We start from the raw sequence: 22,996 nt of genomic DNA on the forward strand, positions 1-22,996 counted from the left end.
CGCTTGAGAGCGGGGCTTTTTATTGCGCGCAGATTATTGCCCGCGGAAAAGCCAACCGTCCGTCGGCCAAGGTCTGAAAAAATCTCGCCAAGGTCGCTGTGGGGACAGTTTGAACCGTTAAAGTCGGCATGATGGACTCGACCGTCGGGGGCAAAACACGAACGGTCATCTATTTGTCATGACGGAACCGCACTCTGAATCCGTCCGCATACAACAGGTTGATAACAACAAGGACGACTTGAATGCCTACACAGAATCCGCACCGCATCGTCGGTTTATGCACCTCGAGCAAGGTCTACAACGCCCTGACCGAACTCAAGCACCTGGAAGGCCACCGCACGGCGAAGTTTCTCTCGCTGCTGGCGGAAAACCTGGTGCGCAAGGGTTTTCTCAATGAACACGAGATCGTGCACATGCTCGATCAAGTGGTGGATTGAGCCAGCCCTCACTGGCGTCAATGACCACTATCGAAAGCGTTGATTGTCCCTGAAACGGCCAACTCCCTAAGGTAGCTCCATAGATTGATGGAGGTACTTCTCATGGCTCAGGTTCAAATCATGTCCGTTATCGGTAGCGCCGTTCCCGCATCCCTCAGAGAGCTGGGGCTGCTCGCCTGCTGGTATCTGGTGCGCGACGGCGAGCCGGTCAGCGGCCCGCTCACGTCCTTGCCCGCCGCCCAGGCACTGTCGCAACAACTGCTCAACGGTCCGTTCAAGGCTTAAGGCAGCTGCACTTTCGGTTTGCTTTCGATGAACAGCGCCCAGCTCGACATGAACAGCGCCGCGATCAGCGGCCCGATCACGAAACCGTTGAGCCCGAACACCGCCAACCCGCCGAGGGTCGAAATCAGGATCATGTAGTCCGGCATCCGGGTGTCCTTGCCGACCAGGATCGGGCGCAGCAGGTTATCCACCAGACCGATCACGAACACCCCGAACAACCCCAGCACCACGCCCTGCCAGATCATCCCGCTGAGCAGGAAATAAGCCGCGACCGGCACCCAGACGATCCCCGCACCCACCGCCGGCAACAGCGACAGAAATGCCATCAGCACCGCCCAGAGCAACGCACTGGGAATGTCGAGAAACCAGAATATCGCCCCGCCCAAAGCTCCTTGAGTGATCGCGACTACGAGATTGCCCTTTACCGTCGCGCGCACCACCCGATTGAATTTCAGTTGCAAACGACGTTTGTGATGTTCCTCCAGCGGTATCGCCGTGCGTACCTTGCGCGCCAGTTCGGCGCCATCGCGCAAAAAGAAAAACAGCAGGTACAGCATGATGAAAAAACTCACCACGAAATCGAACGTGCCCTGGCCGAAGCTGAAGGCCTGACTCGCCAGCACCTGACTGCCCTGCATCGAGGCTTTGACAATCTTCTCGCGCAAGGCATTGAGTTCGCCCATGCCGAAGCGGTCGAGCAAGTGCTGAAAGTACGGCGGCAGGCTGTGTTTGAACTGCGCCAGATACGCGCCGATATCGAGCTTGCCGCTTTCGATATTGTCGTAAAGCGTCGCCCCCTCCTGCACCAGCAGCACACTGATGACGATCACCGGCAGGATCGCGATCACCAGGCAGACACTCAACGTACACAGTGATGTCAGGTTGCGTTGCCAGCCGAATTTCAGTTGCAACTGACGTTGCATCGGCGCAAACAGGATGCCGAGAATCACCGCCCAGAACACCGCGCCGTAGAACGGCAGCAGGATCCAGATAAAGGCGACCGTCACCAGAAACAGCAGCACGGTGAGGGATTTGAATTGCAGACTCTTTTGGTTCATGTCCGGTCCAGGTCAGTCAGGCGCCACCCGCGCCCGTCCCGTTTAGTCAGCCAGCGTCAGCGCGAGTGCCCTGTTTCTTCATGGAGCATAGATCCAGATCAATAAACCCTCGGCGCAACTGCTCTACCCTGCCGCGCTTTTGCGACCGACGCCGCCATGACGACCTCCTTCACCCCCGAACTGCTCGCGCCCGCCGGCACCCTGAAAAACATGCGTTATGCCTTCGCCTACGGGGCCGATGCGGTGTATGCCGGCCAGCCGCGCTACAGCCTGCGGGTGCGCAACAACGAGTTCGATCACGCCAACCTGGCGCTCGGCATTCGTGAAGCCCAGGCCCAGGGCAAGCGCTTCTACGTGGTGGTCAACATCGCGCCGCATAACGCCAAATTGAAGACCTTCCTCAAGGATCTGGCGCCAGTGATCGAAATGGCACCGGACGCGCTGATCATGTCCGACCCCGGCCTGATCATGCTGGTACGCCGACACTTCCCGCAGATGCCGATCCACCTGTCGGTGCAGGCCAACACGGTGAACTGGGCGAGCGTCGAGTTCTGGCAGCAACAGGGACTGAGCCGAATCATCCTGTCCCGTGAATTGTCGCTGGAAGAAATCGGCGAAATCCGCGAGCAAGTGCCGGGCATGGAGCTTGAAGTGTTCGTCCACGGCGCGCTGTGCATGGCCTATTCCGGCCGCTGCCTGCTCTCGGGTTACATGAACAAGCGCGACGCCAATCAGGGCACCTGCACCAATACCTGCCGCTGGAAATATTCGGCACAGGAAGCGACTGAAAATCAGCTCGGCGAAATCGTGCAGACCTTCGAACCGCAACCGACCCTCGGCCTCGGCGCCCCCACCGATCAGGTGTTTCTGTTGCAGGAAGCCAACCGTCCCGGCGAGCTGATGCCGGCATTCGAAGACGAACACGGCACCTACATCATGAATGCCAAGGACCTGCGCGCGGTGCAGCACGTTGAGCGCCTGACCCGCATGGGCGTGCACTCACTGAAGATCGAAGGCCGGACCAAATCGCACTTCTATTGCGCACGCACCACCCAGGTCTACCGCCGGGCCATCGACGATGCGGTGGTCGGCCGCGAATTCGACCGCAGCCTGATGACCGATCTGGAATCCCTCGCCCAGCGCGGCTACACCGAAGGCTTCCTCCGTCGTCATGTGCATGACGAATACCAGAACTACCAGAACGGCAGCTCGGTGTCGGAGCGTCAGCAGTTTGTGGGCGAACTGACCGGCGAGCGCCGGGATCGTCTGGCCGAGGTCAAGGTGAAGAACCGCTTTGCGCTGGGCGATCATCTGGAACTGATGACGCCCAAGGGCAATTTCCATTTTGATCTGCATGAACTGCAGAACCTCAAGGGCGAAGCCATCGACGTGGCGCCGGGGGACGGGCACACGGTTTATCTGCCGATTCCGGATGCGGTGGATTTGCGCTTCGGCTTGCTGATGCGCGACGTGAGCGGAGCCTGATCCGGCTCAGACAAACTCCTCGCGCAGCATCGCCACAAACGCCTCACGCGCCGGGTGCACCCCGGCGTTTTCATGCCAGTAGAACAAGTTGTCGATGGCCGTCAGTTCCGGAAATTCGTAACCCGCACACCCCGCGCCTTTCGCGTATTGCTCGAACACGCCTTTGGGCACCAGCGCCACGCCGGCGCCGGCACTCACGCAACCGACAATCGCCCCGTAACTGGCCAGACTGACAATCGGCAGTGCCAGGCCCTGGCGCAACAACCAGTGCTCCAGCGCGGCGCGATAGGGACAGCCTTGCGGCCACATGAACACGGTTTTGTCCTGCAAATCGTCGAGGTCGCGCACCGGCCCGAACGAGGTCGATGCGATCAGCAGCAATTCTTCGCGATACATCGGCGTGCGCTTGAGCTGGGAACGCTCGACGTCCACCGCGACGATGGCGCCGTCGAGCCGATGGCTCACCGTATCGTCCAGCAATTGGCCCCAGGTGCCGGTGGTCAATTCGAGGGCCACGTTTGGATAGCGCTTGTGAAACTTCGCCAGCAGGCGCGGCAGGCGCCCGGTTGCCGAAGATTCTATGGCACCGATGCGCAGCGGCCCGGACGGCTCGGCAGCGGGATCGACCGCGCGCTTGGCTTCAGCCGTCAGTGCCAGAATCTTCTCCGCGTAAGCCAGAAAGGTCTGCCCCGCCGGACTGATCCGCAGCCCGCGCCCTTCGCGCAGAAACAGCGCCACCCCCAGCTCCGCTTCCAGGGATTTGATCCGCGCCGTGATATTCGACGGCACGCAAAACAGCTTTTCAGCCGCTTTGGCGATGCTGCCGACCTCGGCCACGGTCTTGAACATGCGGATCTGCGCCAGCTCCATAATTCATCACTCACAGTGAATGGTTGGCGCAGTATAAGTCAGTTGTGGCGAATGATTGGCCGCCCGGATACTCGGCGCATCAATCACACGGTGCCTCGCTCATGCCTTCCACTTCGCCTTTGAAAATCCTGTTGGCCATGGCATTCGTGGTCGGTTGCTGGGCCTATTCGCCGACCGGCATCCACATCGGTCTGCAAGCCTACGACCCCGGTCATCTGGCCTTGCTGCGGTTTCTGCTGGCGTCGCTGTTCATGGCGGTGATTGCAGGTTTCAAGGGCATTCATCTGCCGCGCCTGCAGGATTTGCCGCTGTTGTTTGCCTTGGGCTTTTTTGCCGTCAGCCTGCATCACGTGGTGCTGAACATCGGTCAGCAAAGCGTCAGCGCCGGCGCGTCGAGTGTGCTGGCGCAATCGACGCCGCTGTTCAGCACGTTGCTGGCGCGGTTTCTGTTCAAGGATCGGATCAGCGCCTGGCGCTGGGGTTGTGTGTTGCTGGGATTCGTCGGCGTGGTGATCGTGGTCAGCGGCGATCGCGGCCTCGGCAGCCTCGACGCGCACGGCTTGCTGATCCTGCTGGCCGCCGTGTCATGGAGCGTTTACTTCGCTCTGCAAAAACACCACGCCGGACGCTACGACGGGCTGACGCTGGTTTGCTACACCGTGTGGTCCGGCACGCTGCTGCTGTTGATCTACTTGCCGGGGCTGGTCGACAGCGCGGCCCGTGCGCCGCTGCGGGTGCAATGGGCGGTGCTGGGTCTGGGCGTGTTTCCCAGCGCCCTCGCCTATATGGCCTGGGCATTCGTGCTGAAGCATGTGGACCTGAGCCGGGCGACGATGACGCTGTACCTGATTCCGCTGACCGCAATGGGCATTGCTTCGGTGGGATTGGGTGAGCGACCGACGTTGCTGGTACTGGTGGGTTCGGCAGTGGTGTTGATCAGCGTGCTGGCGTTGAATCTGGAGCGGCCCGCGGCGGTGCGGGCCATTGAGACTTGAGTTGCGACACCGTTATGCGCCGCCCGCCGAAAACCGGTCGCGACTGTTGGTCAGGTGTAGCCACATCGCCGCACGCGCGGCGTCCGGGTCCTGACGCTTGATCGCGTTGAGGATCGCCTCATGCTCCAGATTCGCCAGTTGCCCGAGCTTGCTCAAATCCACCGCGCCGCGCTCGGCGGCGTTGACCCGGGTGCGCGGGATCATTGCGCTGCCCAGGTGCTGCATGATTTCGGTGAAGCAGACATTGCCGGTGGCTTCGGCAATCAACAGATGGAAGCGCCGGTCGGCCTCGACGCAACTGTCGTTGTTGGCCAATAGACGCTGGTAGTCGTCCAGCGCCTGACGCATCTGCACCAGTTGCTGTTCGGTACGGCGCTGCGCCGCCAGTGCCACCGCTTGCGTCTCCAGGCCCATGCGCAATTCGAGAATGCTGCGCACGCCCAGCGCGGTGTCGACATTCAGTCGCAGCCCCTGCTCCGGCGCGCGCTCGATCACGAACGTGCCGATGCCGTGCCGCGTCTCCACCAGCCCCGACGCCTGCAATTTGGAAATCGCCTCGCGCACCACGGTGCGACTGACACCGTGCTCCTGAACGATCGAGTTTTCCGACGGCAACTTGTCACCGGGCAACATCTGGCCGAGCAGGATGCTCTGGGTGAGTTTTTCCACCAGGTCATGGGCCAGGTTGTGCGCGCGTTTACGGGCGGGAGCGTCGAGGTCTTCTTGCATGGTCGGTTCCAGTGATCGGGGCAAACCGATCGTAGCACTGGAGGTGATCACTTGTATGAGCTCCTATCAATTTCAGGCCTCAACTTGTATGACAACACTGGATTTTAGTTAGAAAACTCTCCTTTGCGTCGAGCAACCGCCCCACGATCACTGGCATGGAATGCTCTGCCATATCTGATAAAACCCTTACCAAAGCCAACAAATACGGCACTTAAAAACTTAAAAAGCATAAAAACCGTCTCCCGTAGACAAATTTGATTGAGCACTCCCGCTTGTAGGACAAAAAAATCTAGTTGTATGATGTCTATCAACAACGCACACCAGACACACCCCGCATAAAAATAACGAGTGGGAGAAAACCAAGTGAAATCATCCATTGCCGGGATGAACGAGGGCGCCGATTCCGTGCTGTCCTCCGCCATTGCCAAAGTCAAACGCCACGTCCTGCCGCTGTTCGTCATCATGTTCATCGTCAATTACATTGACCGGGTGAACATCGGCTTCGTCCGCACCCACATGGAACACGACCTCGGCATCGGTGCCGCGGCCTACGGTTTCGGTGCCGGGCTGTTCTTCATCGGTTACGCGCTATTCGAAGTCCCCTCCAACATGTTGCTGCAAAAAGTCGGCGCGCGAATCTGGCTGACCCGCATCATGTTCACCTGGGGCCTGGTCGCCGCCGGCATGGCGTTCATCCAGAACGAAACCCACTTCTACATCCTGCGATTTCTGCTCGGCGTGGCCGAGGCCGGATTCTTTCCCGGGGTGATCTACTACTTCACCCGCTGGTTGCCAGGGGCCGAGCGCGGCAAGGCGATTGCGATTTTCTTGAGCGGTTCGGCCGTGGCCTCGCTGATTTCCGGCCCGTTGTCCGGCCTGCTGTTGCAGATCGAAGGCTTGGGCCTGCACGGCTGGCAGTGGATGTATTTCATTGAGGGGATGTTCTCGGTCTGCCTGTGCGTATTCGTCTGGTTCTGGCTCGACGCCAAACCCCACGATGCGAAATGGCTGACCCGCGCCGAGCAGGATGCGCTGGTCAAAGCCATCGACGATGAGCAGAAGGCCCGCGAAGCCGCGACCCCGATCCGGCCGTCGCTGGGCAAACTGCTCAAGGATCGCCAGATCATCCTGTTCTGCCTGATCTACTTCTTCATTCAATTGACCATCTACGCGGCGACGTTCTGGCTGCCGAGCATCATCAAGAAGATGGGCGAGATGAGCGACTTCCAGGTCGGCCTGTTCAACTCGATTCCGTGGCTGCTGTCGATCATCGGCATGTACGCATTCGCCTCGTTCTCGGCGAAGTGGAAACACCAGCAGGCGTGGGTCGCCACTGCATTGCTGATCGCCGCTGCGGGGATGTTCATGTCCACCACCGGCGGGCCGATTTTTGCCTTTGTCGCGATCTGCTTTGCTGCGCTGGGTTTCAAATCCGCTTCGTCACTGTTCTGGCCGATTCCGCAGGCCTACCTCGATGCACGGATCGCCGCTGCCGTCATCGCGCTGATCAACTCGGTGGGCAACCTCGGCGGCTTCGTCGCCCCGACCACTTTCGGCTTGCTGGAACAACACACCGGTTCGATCCAGGGCGGCCTCTATGGTCTGGCCGCGACCTCGATCATCGCCGCGATCATCGTGTTCGCCGCCCGCATGACACCCAAATCCGCACCTGACGTCGCCGTGGCCGATGCCGCGCCGAAACACGCTTGAAAGGACAATCCCAAATGACCGCACACGACATCGCCAAAGCCCCGATCATCACCGAGATGCAAGTCATCCCGGTGGCCGGCCACGACGGCATGCTGCTCAACCTGAGCGGAGCCCACGGGCCGTTTTTCACCCGCAACATCGTCATCCTCAAGGACAACGCCGGCCACACCGGCGTCGGTGAAGTGCCCGGCGGCGAACGCATCCGCCAGACGCTGGAAGACGCTCGCAGCCTGGTGGTCGGCAGCCCGATCGGCACGTATCAGAAGATCCTCAACCAGGTCCGCCAGACTTTCGCCGACCGCGATGCCGGCGGCCGTGGCCTGCAAACCTTCGACCTGCGCATCACCATTCACGCGGTCACCGGGCTGGAAGCCGCCCTGCTCGACCTGCTCGGCCAGCACCTCGACGTGCCGGTGGCGGCATTGCTCGGCGAAGGCCAGCAGCGCGATGAAGTGAAGATGCTCGGTTATCTGTTCTACGTGGGCGATCGCCGGGAAACCGACCTCGCCTACCGCAGCGAACCGGATGCCGACAATGACTGGTTCCGCGTGCGTCACGAAAAAGCCATGACCGCCGACGCCGTGGTGCGTCTGGCCGAGGCTGCCCATGCGCGTTACGGCTTCAAGGACTTCAAGCTCAAGGGCGGTGTGCTCAGCGGCGACGCCGAAATCGAAGCGGTGACCGCACTGGCCGAGCGCTTCCCTGACGCGCGCATTACCCTCGATCCGAACGGCGCGTGGTCACTGAAAGAAGCGATCCGTCTGTGCCGCGACCAGCATCATGTGCTGGCCTACGCCGAGGACCCGTGCGGTGCGGAAAACGGCTATTCGGGCCGTGAAGTGATGGCCGAATTCCGTCGCGCCACCGGGCTGAAAACCGCCACCAACATGATCGCCACCGACTGGCGCGAGATGGGCCATGCGATTCAGTTGCAATCGGTGGACATCCCGCTGGCCGATCCGCATTTCTGGACCATGCAGGGTTCGGTGCGCGTGGCGCAGATGTGCCATGAATGGGGCCTGACCTGGGGCTCGCACTCCAACAACCACTTCGACATTTCCCTGGCGATGTTCACCCACGTCGCGGCCGCCGCGCCGGGCGACATCACCGCGATCGACACCCACTGGATCTGGCAGGACGGCCAGCGCCTGACCAAGGCACCACTGCAGATCGTCGACGGCTGCGTGCAGGTGCCGAAGAAACCGGGGCTGGGTGTGGAGCTGGACATGGATCAGGTGGCCAAGGCCCACGAACTCTATAAAGGCATGGGGCTCGGCGCACGGGATGACAGCGTGGCGATGCAGTTTCTGATTCCGGGCTGGACGTTCGATAACAAGAAGCCGTGCCTGGTGCGCTAAGCCTGCGCAGCCTCCAGCAACCAGTGTCTGAACGCCGCCATCGCCGCCGTCTCAGGCCGTGACTGCAAGCGCGTAAGCCAATAGCTGCCGGTGGTGATTTCGATGGCAAAGGGTTGGCGGATCAGGTCCGCCGCCAGTTGCCGGGCAAACATCAACGGCGGCGCCAGTGCCACCCCGCCACCCTGCAACGCCGCCTCCATCATCGCCAGCGACGAGTCGAACACGATGCTCTGGGGCGGCGCGGCATGGGTCGCCAGACCCGCCGCATGAAACCATTCCGGCCACTCGTCGGTGCGATAGGAACGCAACAAACGCTGCTGCAAAAGATCCCCCGGCGTGTGCAACTGGCGGGCGATTTCCGGCACGCAGAGCACCGACAACGGCGCCTCCAGCAAACGGGTCGCCTCGATACCGTGCCACGCCCCGGCGCCAAACCGGATCGCGTAATCCAGCCCTTCGGCGGCGACGTCCACCCGATTGTTGTTGGTCGACAGCCGCAAGTCTATGAGCGGATGTTTCGCCTGAAAGTCCACCAGCCTCGGCAACAACCAGCCAACGGCGAAAGTGCCCACCGCGCCAACCGTGAGCATTTCCCGATACTGCCCGCCCGCCAGACGCTCGAGCATCTGCGCGATATGATCGAACGACGTGGTCAGCACCGGCAGCAGGGTTTCGCCCTCGCCGGTCAGCATCAGGCCACGGGGCAGGCGTTTGAACAGGATCACGCCGAGTTGCGCCTCCAGGCTTTTGACCTGATGGCTGACGGCCGCTTGGGTCACGCACAACTCCACGGCCGCACGGGTGAAGCTCAGATGGCGCGCAGAAGCTTCGAAGGCGCGTAATGCATTCAAGGGCAATTGAGGTCGAATCATGCCAAGTCCCAAATTTTTCTAATGGCTCGTCCGAGATTTCATCGTTTGTCGAAAGACCCCGGACTGCCTAGATTTGGCGGCGCCGATCAGCCGGCCCGACGGAAAACGCTCGCAGTGTAGCGGGATAACACCATCAACACTCATGGAGAGTGGTTCACGCATGTCTTCGATCAACCTGAACAAAATCAAGCCCTACAGCGCTTTCGGACTTTTCTTCAGCGCCGCCACCTGCCTGGCCGCCCCGCAAACCGACGATCAGTTGCAGGCGCTGGTCAAGGCCACTGTGACCCCGGTCATCCAGCAACAGGATATCGCCGGTCTGGCCGTGGCCGTGACCGTCGATGGCAAGGCACATTACTTTAACTACGGTGTCGCCGACAAAAGTACCGGGCAAGCGGTGAGTGAAAACACCCTGTTCGAAATCGGCTCGGTGAGCAAAACCTACACCGCAACCCTCGCCGCCTACGCCCAGGCCAGCGGCAAACTGGAGTTCTCCGACAAGGCCAGCCAGCACTGGCCAGAATTGAAAGGCAGCGCCTTCGACCACATCAGCCTGCTGCAACTGGGCACCTACAGCGCCGGCGGCCTTCCGCTGCAATTCCCCGATGCTGCGGATTCTTCCGACAAGATGCTCGGCTATTACCAACAGTGGAAACCGACCTTTCCGGCCGGCAGCCATCGCCTGTATTCCAACCCGAGCATCGGCCTGTTCGGCTACCTGGCAGCAAAAAGCCTCAGTCAGCCGTTCAATCAGGTCATGACCGAAACCCTGCTGCCGAAACTAGGACTCAAGCACACCTTCCTGTCGGTGCCCGCGTCTGAAGAAAAGCTCTACGCCCAGGGCTACGACAAGAACAACAAACCCGTTCGCGTCAGCCCCGGCGCCCTCGATTCCGAAGCCTACGGCGTGAAAACCAGCGCCGCCGACCTGCTGCAATACGTCCAGGCAAACCTCGACACCGCCAGACTCGAAGCACCGCTGCAAAAAGCCATCGCCCTCACCCACACCGGTTACTACACCGTCGGCGACATGGCCCAAGGCCTGGGCTGGGAACGCTACACCTACCCGATCAGCCTCGACCGCCTGCTGGACGGCAACTCGACGCCGATGGCCATGGAACCGCACAAGGTCAAATGGCTGAATCCGCCACAGCCGGAACCGGCGAACGTGCTGCTGAACAAGACCGGCTCCACCGCTGGCTACGGCGCGTATGTCGCGTTCGTGCCATCGAAGAAAGTCGGGATCGTGATTCTGGCGAACCGCAATTACCCGAATGGAGAGCGGGTGAAGATTGCGCACAGGATTCTGGGTGAGTTGACCCGGTAATCACGCCATAAAAAAACGGGCGACCTTCTCAGGTCGCCCGTTTTTTCTTTTCTGATCACCCCTGAATCAGAACATCAATCATCCGGCATTTCCGGCGGCTTGGCCGGTTTGGTCGGTTTCGTCGATTTAGTCCCTTTCGCACCCTTGGCCGGTGCCGGTTCTGCAGCAGCCGGGGCCGTGACCACGGTGGAAGTAGTTTCTTTCTCGGCAGCAGGCAGCGCATCAATGGTGTCGAAAATTTTCTTCAAATCGACCGCCGCCGCTTCATCCCCCGAAGCCGACAGTTTGGTCTCTCCATCCTTGCCCACCAGAAAGACTTTCGGATACGCCCCGGCGCCCAGCTTCAGCGAACGCAGCAGCGCCATGGTTTGCTGCTGCTCGAGGCTTTTGCCATCGACCTGACCGCTCATGCTCAGGATGGTGTAGACCTTGATCTTGCGGTCGGCGATGCCTTGTTTGTTGGCCGGGTCGTCCAGCGCTTTTTTCAGGCTGACCCAATAAGAATCGACCGTACTGGAAGCGATCACGATCACCGGGCGGTTGATGCCCTTGTCGACGTCCAGAGGGGAATCGCCGTCGGCGGCGAACAGGGGGCCGGCAATCGCCAGCAAGAGTGTCAGGGTCAGTGACCTGATGAGCATGCGCATCTCCTTTTGATATCCACGCTCTAATGATTGCGCATCGCGGCGATTGTTCCGGGGGGGCCCGGCAAAAGTGTTTCGCCTTGCCCAAAGCTTAGGTCAGCACCGATTTTGCGCAACCGGACGGGCGCGATCCTGTCGCCCATTTGTTTACCTTTTATGACCGCGTCAGCCAGACGCTTGAGCCTTCAGGGCCATGGATGCTCGCCGATCAAAACGCCAGCTTGTAACCGATCAACACCAGCATCGTCGCCAGGCACGGGCGCAGCAGTTCATCGGAGACGCGGCCGGTCAGGTGGCTGCCGAGCCAGATGCCCGGCAGCGAGCCGACCAGCAGAAAGCCCAGCACGCCCCAGTCCATGTTGCCCATGCTCGCGTGGCCAAGGCCGGCAACCAAAGTCAGCGGTACGGCGTGGGCGATTTCGGTGCCGACCAGACGACGGGTCGGCAGCAGCGGATAGAGGATGAACAGCGCGACGGTGCCGAGGGCGCCGGCGCCGATGGAGGTCAGGGCGACCATGGTGCCGAGGATCAGACCGGTGATCACGGTCATGACATTCAGGCGCGCGCCGCTCGGGTTGTAGTTGCCGCCGGCGCGTTTGTGGGCGAATTCCAGCAGGCGTTTCTTGAACAGAATCGCCAGCGCCGTGGCGAACAGCACGAAGCCCAGCGCTTGCTTGATGATGGCGTTCATCGCGTCCGGCGCGGTGTGCAGGGTGCTGAGGAACCACAAGGTCATCGCCACCGCCGGGACACTGCCCAGGGTCAGCCAGCCGGTAATGGCCCAGTCGATGTTCTTGTTCTTCCTGTGGACCAGCACGCCGCTGGATTTGGTGATGGCCGCGTACAGCAGATCCGTGCCCACCGCCGTGGCCGGATTGATGCCGAACCACAGCAGGATCGGCGTCATCAACGAACCGCCGCCGACACCGGTCATGCCGACGATAAACCCCACGACCAGCCCGGCAATCACCAGGCCGAAATTTGCCAATTCCATTAAGACGTCCAGACAAACCACAGGAAAAATCCGGCCCGCAGCATAACCAGTTTTCTTATAACGCCCTATATCGATCGGATCTATCGTTATGCCATTTCTTGAGCGTCAGTGCTGCCGCCGGCCCGGTTTGAAACTGTGAGTGCTGTTCAGCCAGACCGTCGTCAGCGCGATCAGCGACAGGATCAGCAACGCCCACGGAAACGACATCGCCCCTGCGCGATCCAGCAGCAAACCGCCGAACAATCCGCCGCCGGCAATCGCCACGTTCCACGAGGTGGTGAGCATCGCTTGCACCACATCCACATGCTCCCCGGCGGAGTCCGCTGCAGCCGTCAGCAACAGCGTCGCCGAGCCACCGAACGACAGGCCCCACACCGCCATGCATGCGTAAATCAGCCAGGGCGACGGCGCGACCAGTGCCAGCACCAGTGCGGTCACGGCAAACACCGCAAGGCTGATCAAGGCCAGCCCGCGCAGCCAGCGATCCACCAACAGGCCGATGATCCAGATCCCCAGCAGCGAGCACAGACCGAAGACCAGCAGCACCAGATCGACCCGCTCGCCAAGACCGGCCTGCGTCAGGAACGGCGCGATGTAGGTGTAGAGAATGTTGTGGCCGAGCATCCAGGTCAGCACTACGAACAGCACCGGGCGCACGCCGGGCAAACGCAGCGACTGCATCAATGGCAAACGCTCGGCGCGGGCCTGACCCGGACGATCCGGCACGGCAATGACGATCCACGTCGCCAGTACCAGCGCCAGTGCCGACATGATCCCGAACGAGGCGCGCCAGCCGATCACATTGCCCAGCCAGGTGCCGGCCGGCGTGCCCAGCGACAGCGCCACCGGCGTGCCGAGCATGGCAATCGCCAGCGCCCGGCCCTGTTGATGCACCGGAACGATTCCGCGCGCGTAACCGGCCATGATCCCCCACGACAGCCCTGCCGCCATCCCGGCCAGAAACCGCGAGACCAGGGTCAAACCGTAATGACTGGAGAACGTGGTGATGGTGTTGAACAGCAGAAACCCGCCGACCGTCATCAGCAGCACCCGCTTGCGCCCCCAGCCACGGGTGGCGACCGTCAGCGGAATCGCCGCGACAATCGAGCCCAGCGCATACAGCGTCACCAGTTGCCCGACCAGCACTTCACTGACGTTCAAGCCGGCGCCGATCTGCGGCAACAAACCGGCCGGCAGGGTTTCAGTGAGGATGGCGATGAAGCCGGTCATGGCAAACGCCAGCAACGCGGCGTAAGGCAGTTTGTCCGTGCGGGTGGCACGTTCCAGGCTCGAGTATTCGGCGCTTGCGGGGTCGGTCATGACGGGTGCAGCTCCCTTTGAGTCAAATCGGACGACAGATTGTATACAAACACAGTCGTCGGCCACTCTACCCGACTTGGCTCACTGCACTGGCAAAAAATTCAAAAACAGCAGGCTCTGGGCGTAATTCAAGCCGATACGCCGGTAGCGCTCGTCGAGCATCTGGGTCAGCAAATCCAGACGCGCCACGACTTTGCCGAACTCCGTGGCAAAGCTCAGGTTGCTGCCCTCCTCGGAAATTTCGTTGGAAAACAGCAGCGGCTGGCCTTCCTTGTTCTGCCGTTGGGCGAGGATCCACGTGGCTTTCTCGATGTTGCGCGCGGCGTTGTTGACGAAGGTCGGGTTGATCGCATCGGTCATGTAGAACTCGGTGCGGTTGCCGTGGGCGGTGACCAGCATGCTGCCGATCGCATAGATGAATGCGCCGACCCGATCCCCGAGGAACTCCGGGCTCATGGCATAGCTCAGCGCTGCGAGGTCTTTTTTGCCGCCGAGGGTCGGCAGCGGTTGTTGCTGTTCGATGGCCAGCCGCACTTGTTTGACCGCGGTCTTGACGTCGAGGAAGCCGGATTTTCGCAGCTCTTCAGGGTTGCGCAAATACAGCTTGCCCATCAGCAGATAGAGGCTGTCGAGGTTGTCACGCATCGCCAGCGTGGCCATGCGGTCGACGCTGGTCTGGAGAAATTCCTGAGGCCTGCCCTCGCGCATCTGAGTGATGAAATTGTTGCCGTCCTGATGGCTGCAACCGCTGAGCAACAGCGTCGACAAAAAGGCCAGCAGCAGGCACGGGCGATGAATGAATGCAGCGATGGGGTGCAAAACTCTCGGCATGAATTCTTTGACGGACACGTTCCTGTGCGGCGGAAGTCACCGCACCCTGGCCATGGATAGAGCCGGGGATTTCGCAAAAGTGCAGTGCCGGCGTGGATTCCCGACCTTCGGCGCTAACTACTCAAGGCATTAAGTCCGACTTTATTTTTGCATTAATCGTTTCATCCGCTATAAATCTTCACGCAACCATCAATTAGCATGATTATTGAGAGATTTTTAAAACAACAACAAAAAGGAAGGTCAACCATGCTTCAATCCCGACACTCACTCTGCGGCCTCGGACTGTCCCTGATGATCGCCACCCTCTGCGCCCAGGCCGCCGGCCTGACCAGCGAACACAAAGCCTTCGGCAAAACCAATGACGGCACGCCCGTCGAGCAATACATCCTGCGCAACAGCCACGGCATGCAAGCCACAGTCATCACCTACGGCGCGACCTTGCAGGCGCTGCAGGTGCCGGACAAACACGGCAAGCTCGACGACATCGTCCTCGGCTTCGACGATGTGCAGGGTTACCAGAAAGGCACCGCGTACTTCGGCGCGACCATCGGCCGCTTCGGCAATCGCCTGGCCGACGGCGCCTTTGAACTCGACGGCAAACGCTACCAAGTGCCGCAGAACGACAAGACCAATGCCTTGCACGGCGGCACTCAGGGCTTCGACAAAAAGGTCTGGAAAGCAAAGGAAACCAAAGACCAGGATTCGGTCGGCGTGACCCTGACCTACCTGTCGGCGGATGGTGAAATGGGTTTTCCCGGCAACCTCACCACCGAAGTGACCTACCGCCTCACCGACAGCAACGAGCTGCGCATCGACTACAAGGCCAGCACCGACAAACCGACGGTGCTCAACCTGACCAACCACAGCTACTTCAACCTCGCCGGCGCCGGCAATGGCGACATCCTCAAGCAGGTCGCCACCCTGCACGCCAGCCATTACACCCCGGTCACCGCCAAGCTGATCCCGACCGGCGAACTGGCGCCCGTGGCCGGCACGCCGATGGACTTCACCAAACCCACCGCCATCGGCCAGCACATCAAGGCTGATCACCCGCAGTTGAAATTCGCCGAAGAAAAACACGGTGGCTTCGATTTCAACTGGGCGCTGGACACCAAGGGTGACGCCAGCAAACTCGCGGCCGAAGTCAGCGACCCGCAATCCGGTCGCCACTTGCAGTTGTTCACCAACGAACCGGGCGTGCAGTTCTACACCAGCAACTTCCTCGACGGCACGGTCAAGGGCAAGGGTGGCAAGGTCTATCCGCACTGGGGCGCGTTCACCCTGGAAACCCAGCACTACCCGGACTCGCCGAACCAGCCGAACTTTCCGAGCACCCGGCTCGATCCCGGCCAGACCTACACACAGAGCGTGGTGTTGAAGTTCTCCGCCAGGTAAGCACCCGACCTCCTTTCTGGAACCGGACGGAACCCGTGGGCTATCCTGCTGCCCACCCAAGGTATCGACCGTTTCAGAAAGGAGGTTTGAATGCGTACCCTCGAATTGGCTGGCGTGCAGGTTCCGGTGATTGGTCAGGGCACCTGGCGCATGGGCGAAGACCGCTCGGCGCACAAGCGTGAAGTGGCGGCCCTGCGCAGTGGCATTGAACTGGGGATGACCCTGATCGACACTGCGGAAATGTACGGTGAAGGCGGTGCCGAAACCGTCGTCGGCGAAGCCATTGCCGGCCTGCGCGATCAAGTGTTTCTGGTGAGCAAGGTCTACCCGCACAACGCCAGCCGCAAAGGCATTCCCCAGGCCTGCGAGCGCAGCCTGCGCCGGCTCGACACCGACTACATCGACCTCTATCTGCTGCACTGGCGCGGTCAGTATCCGTTGGACGAAACCGTCGAGGCCTTCGAACGTCTGCGCGAGGACGGCAAGATCGGCCGCTGGGGCGTGTCGAACTTCGACGTCGATGATCTCGAAGAACTGTCTTCATCGGCCTGCGCAACCAACCAGGTGCTGTACAACCTGGAAGAGCGCGGCATCGAATTCGACCTGCTGCCGTGGTGCCAGCAACAGCGCATGCCGCTGATGGCGTACTGCCCCATCGGCCAGGGCGGCGCCATGCTTGCCGAGCCGGTGCTGAAACAGATTGCCGCTCGTCACGGCGTGACCCCGGCACAGGTTTCGCTGGCGTGGATTCTGCGTCAGGATGGGGTGATTGCGATTCCCAAGGCCGTGCGCCCGGAACACGTGCAGCTCAATGCACAAGCGGCGCAGCTGCAACTCGATGCCGGGGATCTGGCGGCGCTGGACCAGGCGTTTCACGCGCCACAACGCAAGCAGCGGCTGGCCATGGTCTGAGCCACCGCCGACTGACAGAGGGCTTCGCCATGAGAAGCACTGATCAGGACGATCCATTCAACCTGCAACGCTTCGTGCTCGCCCAGGATCCGGTGTTCGAACGGGTCCAGCGCGAGCTCGGCGAGGGCCACAAGCGCAGCCACTGGATGTGGTTTGTGTTCCCACAGTTCGCCGGGCTCGGGGGCAGCGAGATGTCGCGGCGGTTCGCGATCAACTCGGCGCCGGAAACCCGTGCGTACCTCGACCACCCGTTGCTCGGCGCCCGACTGCGGACCTGCACGCAGCTGGTGCTGAACGTACAGCAACGTTCGATTGCCGAGATTTTCGGCCACCCGGACGACCTGAAATTCCACTCATCGATGACCCTGTTCGCCCAGTTCGCCGACGAAGGCAGCCCCTGGCATCAGGCGCTGGAGCGTTACTTCCACGGCATTCAGGACGAATGGACCCTGCAACTGCTGGACTCAAAACAAGCCCAGTTGCCCCCCGATCAGGGTTGAGAAATCGTCGTCGACAAACGGCAGAATCGCATCCGCCACCGGTTGCAGCTGGCGGGTGATGTAGTGGTCGTAGTCGATGGCCGCGCGGCGCACTTCCAGTGGTTCGGGCCCGGCCAGGGTGATGACGTAGTTGATCCAGCCGCCGTTCTGGTACTGGCGCGGGCGACCGTGTTGCGCGTTGTAATCGTCGGCCAGCCGCGCGGCGCGCACGTGGGGCGGCACGTTGCGTTCGTAGTCATCGAGGGTGCGGCGCAGGCGCTTGCGGTAGACCAGTCGCTCGTCGAACTCGCCGGCCAACGTCTTGCGCACGTACTCACGCACGTAATCCTGATACGGCTTGCGCTGGAAGATCCGCTCGTACAGTTCCTGCTGGAATTGCCGGGCCAGCAGCGACCAGTCGGTGCGCACGGTTTCCAGGCCTTTGTAGACCATTTCTTCGCTGCCGTCGGCGCGGGTCACCAGACCGGCGTAGCGCTTTTTACTGCCCTCTTCCGCGCCACGGATGGTCGGCATCAGGAAGCGTTTGTAGTGGGTTTCGAACTGCAATTCGAGGGCGCTTTCCAGCCCGTATTGCTCACGCACATGCTCGCGCCACCAGTCGTTGACGTGCGCAACCAGCGCCCGGCCAATGGTCGCCGCCTCTTCCTGACCGTGGGGGCGACGCAGCCAGACGAACGTCGAGTCAGTGTCGCCATAGATCACCGCATGCCCTTGAGCCTCGATCAACTGCCGGGTACGCAGCATGATCTCGTGGCCGCGCAGAGTGATCGATGACGCCAGTCGCGTATCGAAAAACCGGCAACCGCTGGAACCGAGTACGCCGTAAAAGGCGTTCATGATGATCTTCAGCGCCTGGGACAGCGGCGCGTTGTGCTCGCGCTTGGCGGTCTCGCGACCCTCGGCGACCCGGGCAACGATGGACGGCAGGCAATGCCGGGTGCGAGAGAAACGAGCGCCGCGAAAACCCGGCACCGAGTCGCTGTCGTCAGGATGCTGCAAGCCTTCGATCAGCCCAACCGGGTCGATCAGAAAGGTGCGGATGATCGACGGATAAAGGCTCTTGTAGTCGAGCACCAGCACCGATTCGTAAAGCCCCGGTTGCGAGTCCATGACAAACCCGCCGGGGCTGGCCTGCGGTGGATTGGTGCCGAGGTTCGGCGCTACAAAACCCTGGCGGTGCATCAACGGCATGTACAAATGCGTGAATGCCGCCACCGACCCGCCGCTGCGATCCGCCGGCAGACCGGTGACGCTGGCGCGCTCCAGCAAAAACTTCAGCAGCTCGGTCTTGGCGAAGATCCGCGTGACCAGTTCGCAGTCCTTGAGGTTGTACTTGGCCAGCGCCGGTTTGTCCTCGGCGAACATGCGGTTGATCTCGTCCATGCGCTGGTACGGGTTGTCGATGGACTTGCCCTCGCCGAGCAACGTCTGGGCGACGTTCTCCAGACTGAACGAGGGAAAGCTCCAGGTCGCCGAACGCAGGGATTCGATGCCATCGATGATCAGCCTTCCTGCCGCTGCCGCGAAGTAATGATTGCGGCTGCCGTGCTCGCGCCACTGCATTTCCTCCCCCCCGCGCCCGAGCTTGAGCGGCACGCCGAGGCGCCGGGCGTGTTCGTGGAGAATCCGCAGGTCGAACTGCACGAGGTTCCAGCCGATGATCGCGTCGGGGTCGTGGCGGGCGAACCAGTCGTTGAGCTTCTTGAGGATCAGGGTGCGCGATTCGCAGTACTCGAGGTCGAAGTCGACAATGCTGTGATCGCCGTTCGGCGCACCGAGCATGTACACCTGCCGTTCGCCGCAGCCTTCGAGCGCGATGGAATACAACTCGCCCTGCTCGGTGGTTTCGATGTCCAGCGAAACCAGTCGCAGTTGCGGGCGATAGTCGGGTGCAGGCTTGAGGTGCGCGTCGAGCAGCACACCGTCGGCATCGGGCGTGCCGCTGAACCACACCGGCGCGGTGATGAAACGCTCCATCAAATAGCGCTCGGGCGGTCGCACATCGGCTTCGAAAACATCGACACTGTGACGGTTGAGCGCGGTTTCGAGGCGCATCAACTGGCCGTGCTGCTGGCAATACAGACCAAGCACCGGGCGATGCTCGAAATCCTGCAAGGCCAGGGGGCGCAGTTCGACGTTCTTTTCGTCCGCCAGCACCCGCTCGGCCTGCTCGCGCTGCGCCGCCGGGATGAACGCCACCGACGGCTGATGCGGCAGGCGCACACGGCGCGGCCCGGCGTCGGTCGCCAGCCAGAACTCGACTTCGGTGCCGGCCGGGGTATCGCGCCAATGCCGGGTCAGGACGAAGCCCTGCTGTAAATCCACCACTGCAGCCTCAACAATTGAACCAGAGTGGCGAGTTTACGCGTCTCGGGGCGATATTGCTGACGAGCGCCAAAGCCTGGGCACTGTCAAAGTTGACAGGTTACCCGTCACATCAATGTTGATAGCATTCGCATAGGAACTGCCTCGAACACTCATTGGTGCGATGCATCGCAGGATTGGGCAAATTGAACGCCTCCGTACATCACCGTACGCCTTCACTCATCGTTATGGACGGGCGAGGCCTGACGGTTCGCGAGGTGTCCTGTTTGCGCACGACGGCGGGGGCACCGACAGAGTCACTGATTACCCGAAATCACTACGACTCCGCTGGCCGCCTGGTGGAGTGCTGGGATCCCCGCCTCTTTGGCAGCGCACCCAAACCCAATCTGGTGACCGTGCATGGGTTGAAAGGGCAAGTGCTCAAGACCGAGAGTGTCGACTCCGGTGATCGTGTGATCCTGTCCGGCTTGGCCGATCAAGTGCTCACCCGCTGGGATGGACGCGGCAACGTATGGAACAACGTCTACGACAGCCGCTTGCGCCTGCTTGCCGTCGGAGTGAATGACCAACCCGATATCGAAACACTGACCTACGGCCAGGCGGACGCTGATCCCGGGCAAAACATCCGCGGACAGCTCATTCACAAAGTCGACCCTTCAGGATCAACGGACTTCGGACCATTCAGTCTGTCGGGGTTGCCGTTTGCAGAAACCCAAACGCTCGATGGCGGTACCTACACCACCCGATGGCACTACGGCGCCGACGGCAAGCCACTCAGCCAGACCGATGCCGGTGGTCACTTGCAAAAATCTCGATACGACGTCGCCGGACAACTGATACAGGTGACGTTGCAACTTGCTGGCAGCCACTCCGTCCAGGACATTCTCAAAGGCTGTCGTTACAACGCAGAAGGACTGCCCGAGGAACAGACATTGGGCAATGGGGTGGTTCGAACCTGGGATTATGACGATGCCAATGGCTGGCTGACCAGCATCAAGGCTGGCGTGCCCGGCCAGCCCCTGCGCCAGTATCTGGAGTATGGCTATGACAATACCGGTAACGTGGTCAGCATTCAGGATCACACCTTTCAACCGAAGTTTTTTGCCAACCAGCTTATCAACGGGATACGTCACTTTACCTATGACTCGTTGTACCGACTGATCAGCGCTACCGGTCATGACGCCTTGCCTGCGACCGGCACCCCGGGCCGCCCGGTGCCGAGCGATCCCGTCCATCATCTCAATTACCGCCAGACTTACAGTTACGACACAGGCGGCAATAGGACCCAGATGGTACATACCCGCGCGGTGGGTGGGTATACCCGACAGATGTTCATTCAGCCTTCAAGCAATCGGGGCGTGCAATGGCAGGCAGGAGATCCCGACCCGGACTTTCCCGCGCTGTTTGATCGTCATGGCAATCTTCAGCAGTTGCATCCGGGTCAACCCCTTGAATGGAACCTCCACGACCAACTGAGCAGCTTCACGCTGATTGAGCGCAGTAGCGAACCGGATGACAAGGAAACTTATCGCTACAGCGGTGGCAGGAGGGTTTCCAAACGGCATGAGACTCACACCCCGTCCACCTCTCACTTTCAACAGGTTTACTACCTGCACGGCCTGGAAATCCGCACGCGGGAAACCGGCGAGGTCTTGCATGTCATTACCTTGCCGAACGCGATTGGCAATGTGCGCTGCCTGCGCTGGATCGCCGGACGCCCCGCTGAAGTCGATAACGATCAAGTGCGTTACTGCCTCGACGACATCCAGCACTCCGGCATGCTCGAGCTCGATCAGCGGGCCCGCCTGATCAGCCAGGAAGACTACTACCCTTTCGGCGGAACGGCCGCGTTGACGGCAGGCTCGGCACGGGAAGTGAGTTACAAGACCCTGCGTTACTCGGGCGAGGAGATGGACGGAACCGGGCTCTATGCCTATGGAAGGCGCTACTACGCCTGGTGGTGCCTGCGCTGGATCAGTGCTGACCCGGCTGGCGCGGTGGATGGATGGAATCTGTATGCGATGGTCAGGAACAATCCCGTCAGCGCTGTAGACGTGCTTGGGTTGACTGGCGAAAGGCTCAACCAGCGAGTCAGTGGCCGAACGACCGCCATGATAACGGCGGGCAACACTGCAGCGGCAGGCACCCCTGCACAGATCAAGAAAAGACTGGCAGCAAACCCGGATTCTCGATTCTCGAAGAAATTTCGAAGCAACGTTGCCGTGGCACACGCCGGCGCACTGATCCCGGGGGAAGGCGCGGAAGAGGACGTAATCCTCACTGACTTCATCAATATCCCATTGACGGAAACCCTGACGAGTGCCGAACACGGGATCCATCTGTCCAGACCGGTCGATTACACCCTTGGAGACGACAATCTCGCTTCTCTGGGCGTCTATCAGATCACTGACTTCGGGCTTTTCAAAGACCATATGGAGAAGCAATACACCAATCGCCTGAAAGACAGAAATTTCGCAGTCAAAGTGTACGTAGGCGCATCAACCGAGCCCACCAGTCTCGCAGGGATGGAGTACGAAGTGCCCGCTATCCACTCTCAAATACTGGAGCGCATGGAGCTGCATATCAGAGCCAGCGATATGAAACTGCCCGCCAGTCGAGGCCTGCCGGGGGCTCATGCAGAAGTGCAGGCCGCCAGTGCCGCCCTCTACATCCAGAAAACACTGTTCCCATATGCCGACCTCGATCCCGAGTCGATCTCCCTGGTGACGCAACGACTGCAAAACGTCGAACACGCTCAGGCTTTTGAAGCCTGCTTCAGTTGCGCCGGGCATTTGGTGGCCACTTACGACAATGCAGTCAAACCCTTCAACGTTTTGACAGGCTCCACCGGCCTGACACACGAGATCTGGAAAAACCAGCTGGATGCACTGCAATAAGCGGCGTGCAGGTAGACGAAAGCCGGTCAGGGTGAGCCTGACCGGCGATTAT

The 22,996-nt window shown here is 60.8% G+C and carries 20 protein-coding genes; 11 read left to right on the top strand and 9 right to left on the bottom strand.

What is annotated here, in order from left to right; translation table 11 throughout:
* The first annotated feature begins 242 nt into the window (after positions 1–242).
* Both LOY31_RS18965 and LOY31_RS18970 read left to right on the top strand, forming a co-directional pair.
* On the top strand, positions 243–437 hold the full coding sequence (locus LOY31_RS18965) for a hypothetical protein (RefSeq protein ID WP_007951579.1): 195 nt from the start codon (positions 243–245) through the stop codon (positions 435–437).
* 102 nt (positions 438–539) lie between these two features.
* The gene (locus LOY31_RS18970) at positions 540–722 is read left to right on the top strand and encodes a hypothetical protein (RefSeq protein WP_064380832.1); all 183 of its coding nucleotides are present in this window, start codon (positions 540–542) and stop codon (positions 720–722) included.
* Here the strand turns inward: LOY31_RS18970 and LOY31_RS18975 are convergent.
* Entirely contained in the window at positions 719–1,780 is a 1,062-nt protein-coding gene (locus LOY31_RS18975; protein ID WP_221533190.1) for an AI-2E family transporter, read from the bottom strand. The genes LOY31_RS18970 and LOY31_RS18975 overlap by 4 nt on opposite strands.
* Positions 1,781–1,936: 156 nt before the next feature.
* On the opposite strand from LOY31_RS18975, the gene yegQ reads away from it, so the two are divergent.
* The gene (yegQ, locus tag LOY31_RS18980; protein ID WP_258712026.1) at positions 1,937–3,265 is read left to right on the top strand and encodes a tRNA 5-hydroxyuridine modification protein YegQ; all 1,329 of its coding nucleotides are present in this window, start codon (positions 1,937–1,939) and stop codon (positions 3,263–3,265) included.
* Positions 3,266–3,271: 6 nt separating this feature from the next.
* Here the strand turns inward: yegQ and LOY31_RS18985 are convergent, their stop codons facing one another.
* Positions 3,272–4,135 (bottom strand): LysR family transcriptional regulator, encoded by an 864-nt coding sequence (locus LOY31_RS18985; RefSeq protein ID WP_085608313.1) that lies wholly within the window; start codon positions 4,133–4,135, stop codon positions 3,272–3,274.
* Between the two features lie 101 nt (positions 4,136–4,236).
* Between LOY31_RS18985 and LOY31_RS18990 the strand changes: the two genes are divergently transcribed.
* Positions 4,237–5,130 carry a DMT family transporter gene (locus LOY31_RS18990; protein WP_085608312.1) on the top strand — a complete coding sequence of 298 codons (894 nt, stop codon included), beginning with the start codon at positions 4,237–4,239 and terminating at the stop codon, positions 5,128–5,130.
* Between the two features lie 12 nt (positions 5,131–5,142).
* Here the strand turns inward: LOY31_RS18990 and LOY31_RS18995 are convergent, their stop codons facing one another.
* The gene (locus LOY31_RS18995) at positions 5,143–5,859 is read right to left on the bottom strand and encodes a FadR/GntR family transcriptional regulator (RefSeq protein ID WP_221533189.1); all 717 of its coding nucleotides are present in this window, start codon (positions 5,857–5,859) and stop codon (positions 5,143–5,145) included.
* A 363-nt stretch (positions 5,860–6,222) separates the two neighbouring features.
* On the opposite strand from LOY31_RS18995, the gene LOY31_RS19000 reads away from it, so the two are divergent.
* Positions 6,223–7,569, top strand: coding sequence for an MFS transporter (locus tag LOY31_RS19000; RefSeq protein ID WP_007951586.1), 1,347 nt, complete (start codon positions 6,223–6,225; stop codon positions 7,567–7,569).
* Positions 7,570–7,583: 14 nt separating this feature from the next.
* The gene (gene gudD / locus LOY31_RS19005) at positions 7,584–8,927 is read left to right on the top strand and encodes a glucarate dehydratase (protein WP_085608310.1); all 1,344 of its coding nucleotides are present in this window, start codon (positions 7,584–7,586) and stop codon (positions 8,925–8,927) included.
* Here the strand turns inward: gudD and LOY31_RS19010 are convergent.
* Positions 8,924–9,799, bottom strand: coding sequence for a LysR family transcriptional regulator (locus LOY31_RS19010; RefSeq protein WP_221533188.1), 876 nt, complete (start codon positions 9,797–9,799; stop codon positions 8,924–8,926). The two genes, gudD and LOY31_RS19010, sit on opposite strands and share 4 nt — an antisense overlap.
* Before the next feature lie 160 nt (positions 9,800–9,959).
* Here LOY31_RS19010 and ampC point away from each other — a divergent pair, with 160 nt between their 5' ends.
* Positions 9,960–11,126 (top strand): class C beta-lactamase, encoded by a 1,167-nt coding sequence (ampC, locus tag LOY31_RS19015; RefSeq protein WP_258712027.1) that lies wholly within the window; start codon positions 9,960–9,962, stop codon positions 11,124–11,126.
* A 74-nt stretch (positions 11,127–11,200) separates the two neighbouring features.
* On the opposite strand, the gene LOY31_RS19020 is transcribed toward ampC, so the two are convergent.
* The 4 genes from LOY31_RS19020 to LOY31_RS19035 form a co-directional block, all read right to left on the bottom strand.
* Complete coding sequence (locus LOY31_RS19020; RefSeq protein WP_258712028.1) at positions 11,201–11,767, bottom strand: DUF4174 domain-containing protein; 567 nt, start codon at positions 11,765–11,767, stop codon at positions 11,201–11,203.
* Positions 11,768–11,978: 211 nt separating this feature from the next.
* Entirely contained in the window at positions 11,979–12,764 is a 786-nt protein-coding gene (locus tag LOY31_RS19025; protein WP_011335062.1) for a sulfite exporter TauE/SafE family protein, read from the bottom strand.
* A 105-nt stretch (positions 12,765–12,869) separates the two neighbouring features.
* Entirely contained in the window at positions 12,870–14,084 is a 1,215-nt protein-coding gene (locus LOY31_RS19030) for an MFS transporter (RefSeq protein ID WP_258712029.1), read from the bottom strand.
* Between the two features lie 81 nt (positions 14,085–14,165).
* Positions 14,166–14,915, bottom strand: a complete 750-nt coding sequence (locus LOY31_RS19035; RefSeq protein ID WP_258712030.1) for a hypothetical protein — start codon at positions 14,913–14,915, stop codon at positions 14,166–14,168.
* 246 nt (positions 14,916–15,161) lie between these two features.
* Between LOY31_RS19035 and LOY31_RS19040 the strand changes: the two genes are divergently transcribed.
* The 3 genes from LOY31_RS19040 to LOY31_RS19050 all read left to right on the top strand — a co-directional run bounded on the left by LOY31_RS19040 (position 15,162) and on the right by LOY31_RS19050 (position 17,722).
* Positions 15,162–16,310: an aldose epimerase family protein gene (locus LOY31_RS19040; protein WP_258712031.1), complete on the top strand. Its 1,149-nt coding sequence runs from the start codon at positions 15,162–15,164 to the stop codon at positions 16,308–16,310.
* A 90-nt stretch (positions 16,311–16,400) separates the two neighbouring features.
* Complete coding sequence (locus LOY31_RS19045; protein ID WP_258712032.1) at positions 16,401–17,222, top strand: aldo/keto reductase; 822 nt, start codon at positions 16,401–16,403, stop codon at positions 17,220–17,222.
* A gap of 29 nt (positions 17,223–17,251) precedes the next feature.
* The gene (locus tag LOY31_RS19050) at positions 17,252–17,722 is read left to right on the top strand and encodes a DUF1810 domain-containing protein (protein WP_258712033.1); all 471 of its coding nucleotides are present in this window, start codon (positions 17,252–17,254) and stop codon (positions 17,720–17,722) included.
* Here LOY31_RS19050 and LOY31_RS19055 read toward each other — a convergent pair.
* Positions 17,687–20,047, bottom strand: coding sequence for a DNA polymerase II (locus LOY31_RS19055; RefSeq protein ID WP_258712034.1), 2,361 nt, complete (start codon positions 20,045–20,047; stop codon positions 17,687–17,689). The two genes, LOY31_RS19050 and LOY31_RS19055, sit on opposite strands and share 36 nt — an antisense overlap.
* A gap of 185 nt (positions 20,048–20,232) precedes the next feature.
* Between LOY31_RS19055 and LOY31_RS19060 the strand changes: the two genes are divergently transcribed.
* Positions 20,233–22,944, top strand: a complete 2,712-nt coding sequence (locus LOY31_RS19060) for an RHS repeat-associated core domain-containing protein (RefSeq protein ID WP_258712035.1) — start codon at positions 20,233–20,235, stop codon at positions 22,942–22,944.
* The last annotated feature ends 52 nt before the right edge of the window (positions 22,945–22,996 follow it).

It is taken from the genome of Pseudomonas sp. B21-021 (assembly GCF_024749205.1).
Taxonomy (GTDB): domain Bacteria; phylum Pseudomonadota; class Gammaproteobacteria; order Pseudomonadales; family Pseudomonadaceae; genus Aquipseudomonas; species Aquipseudomonas paraglycinae.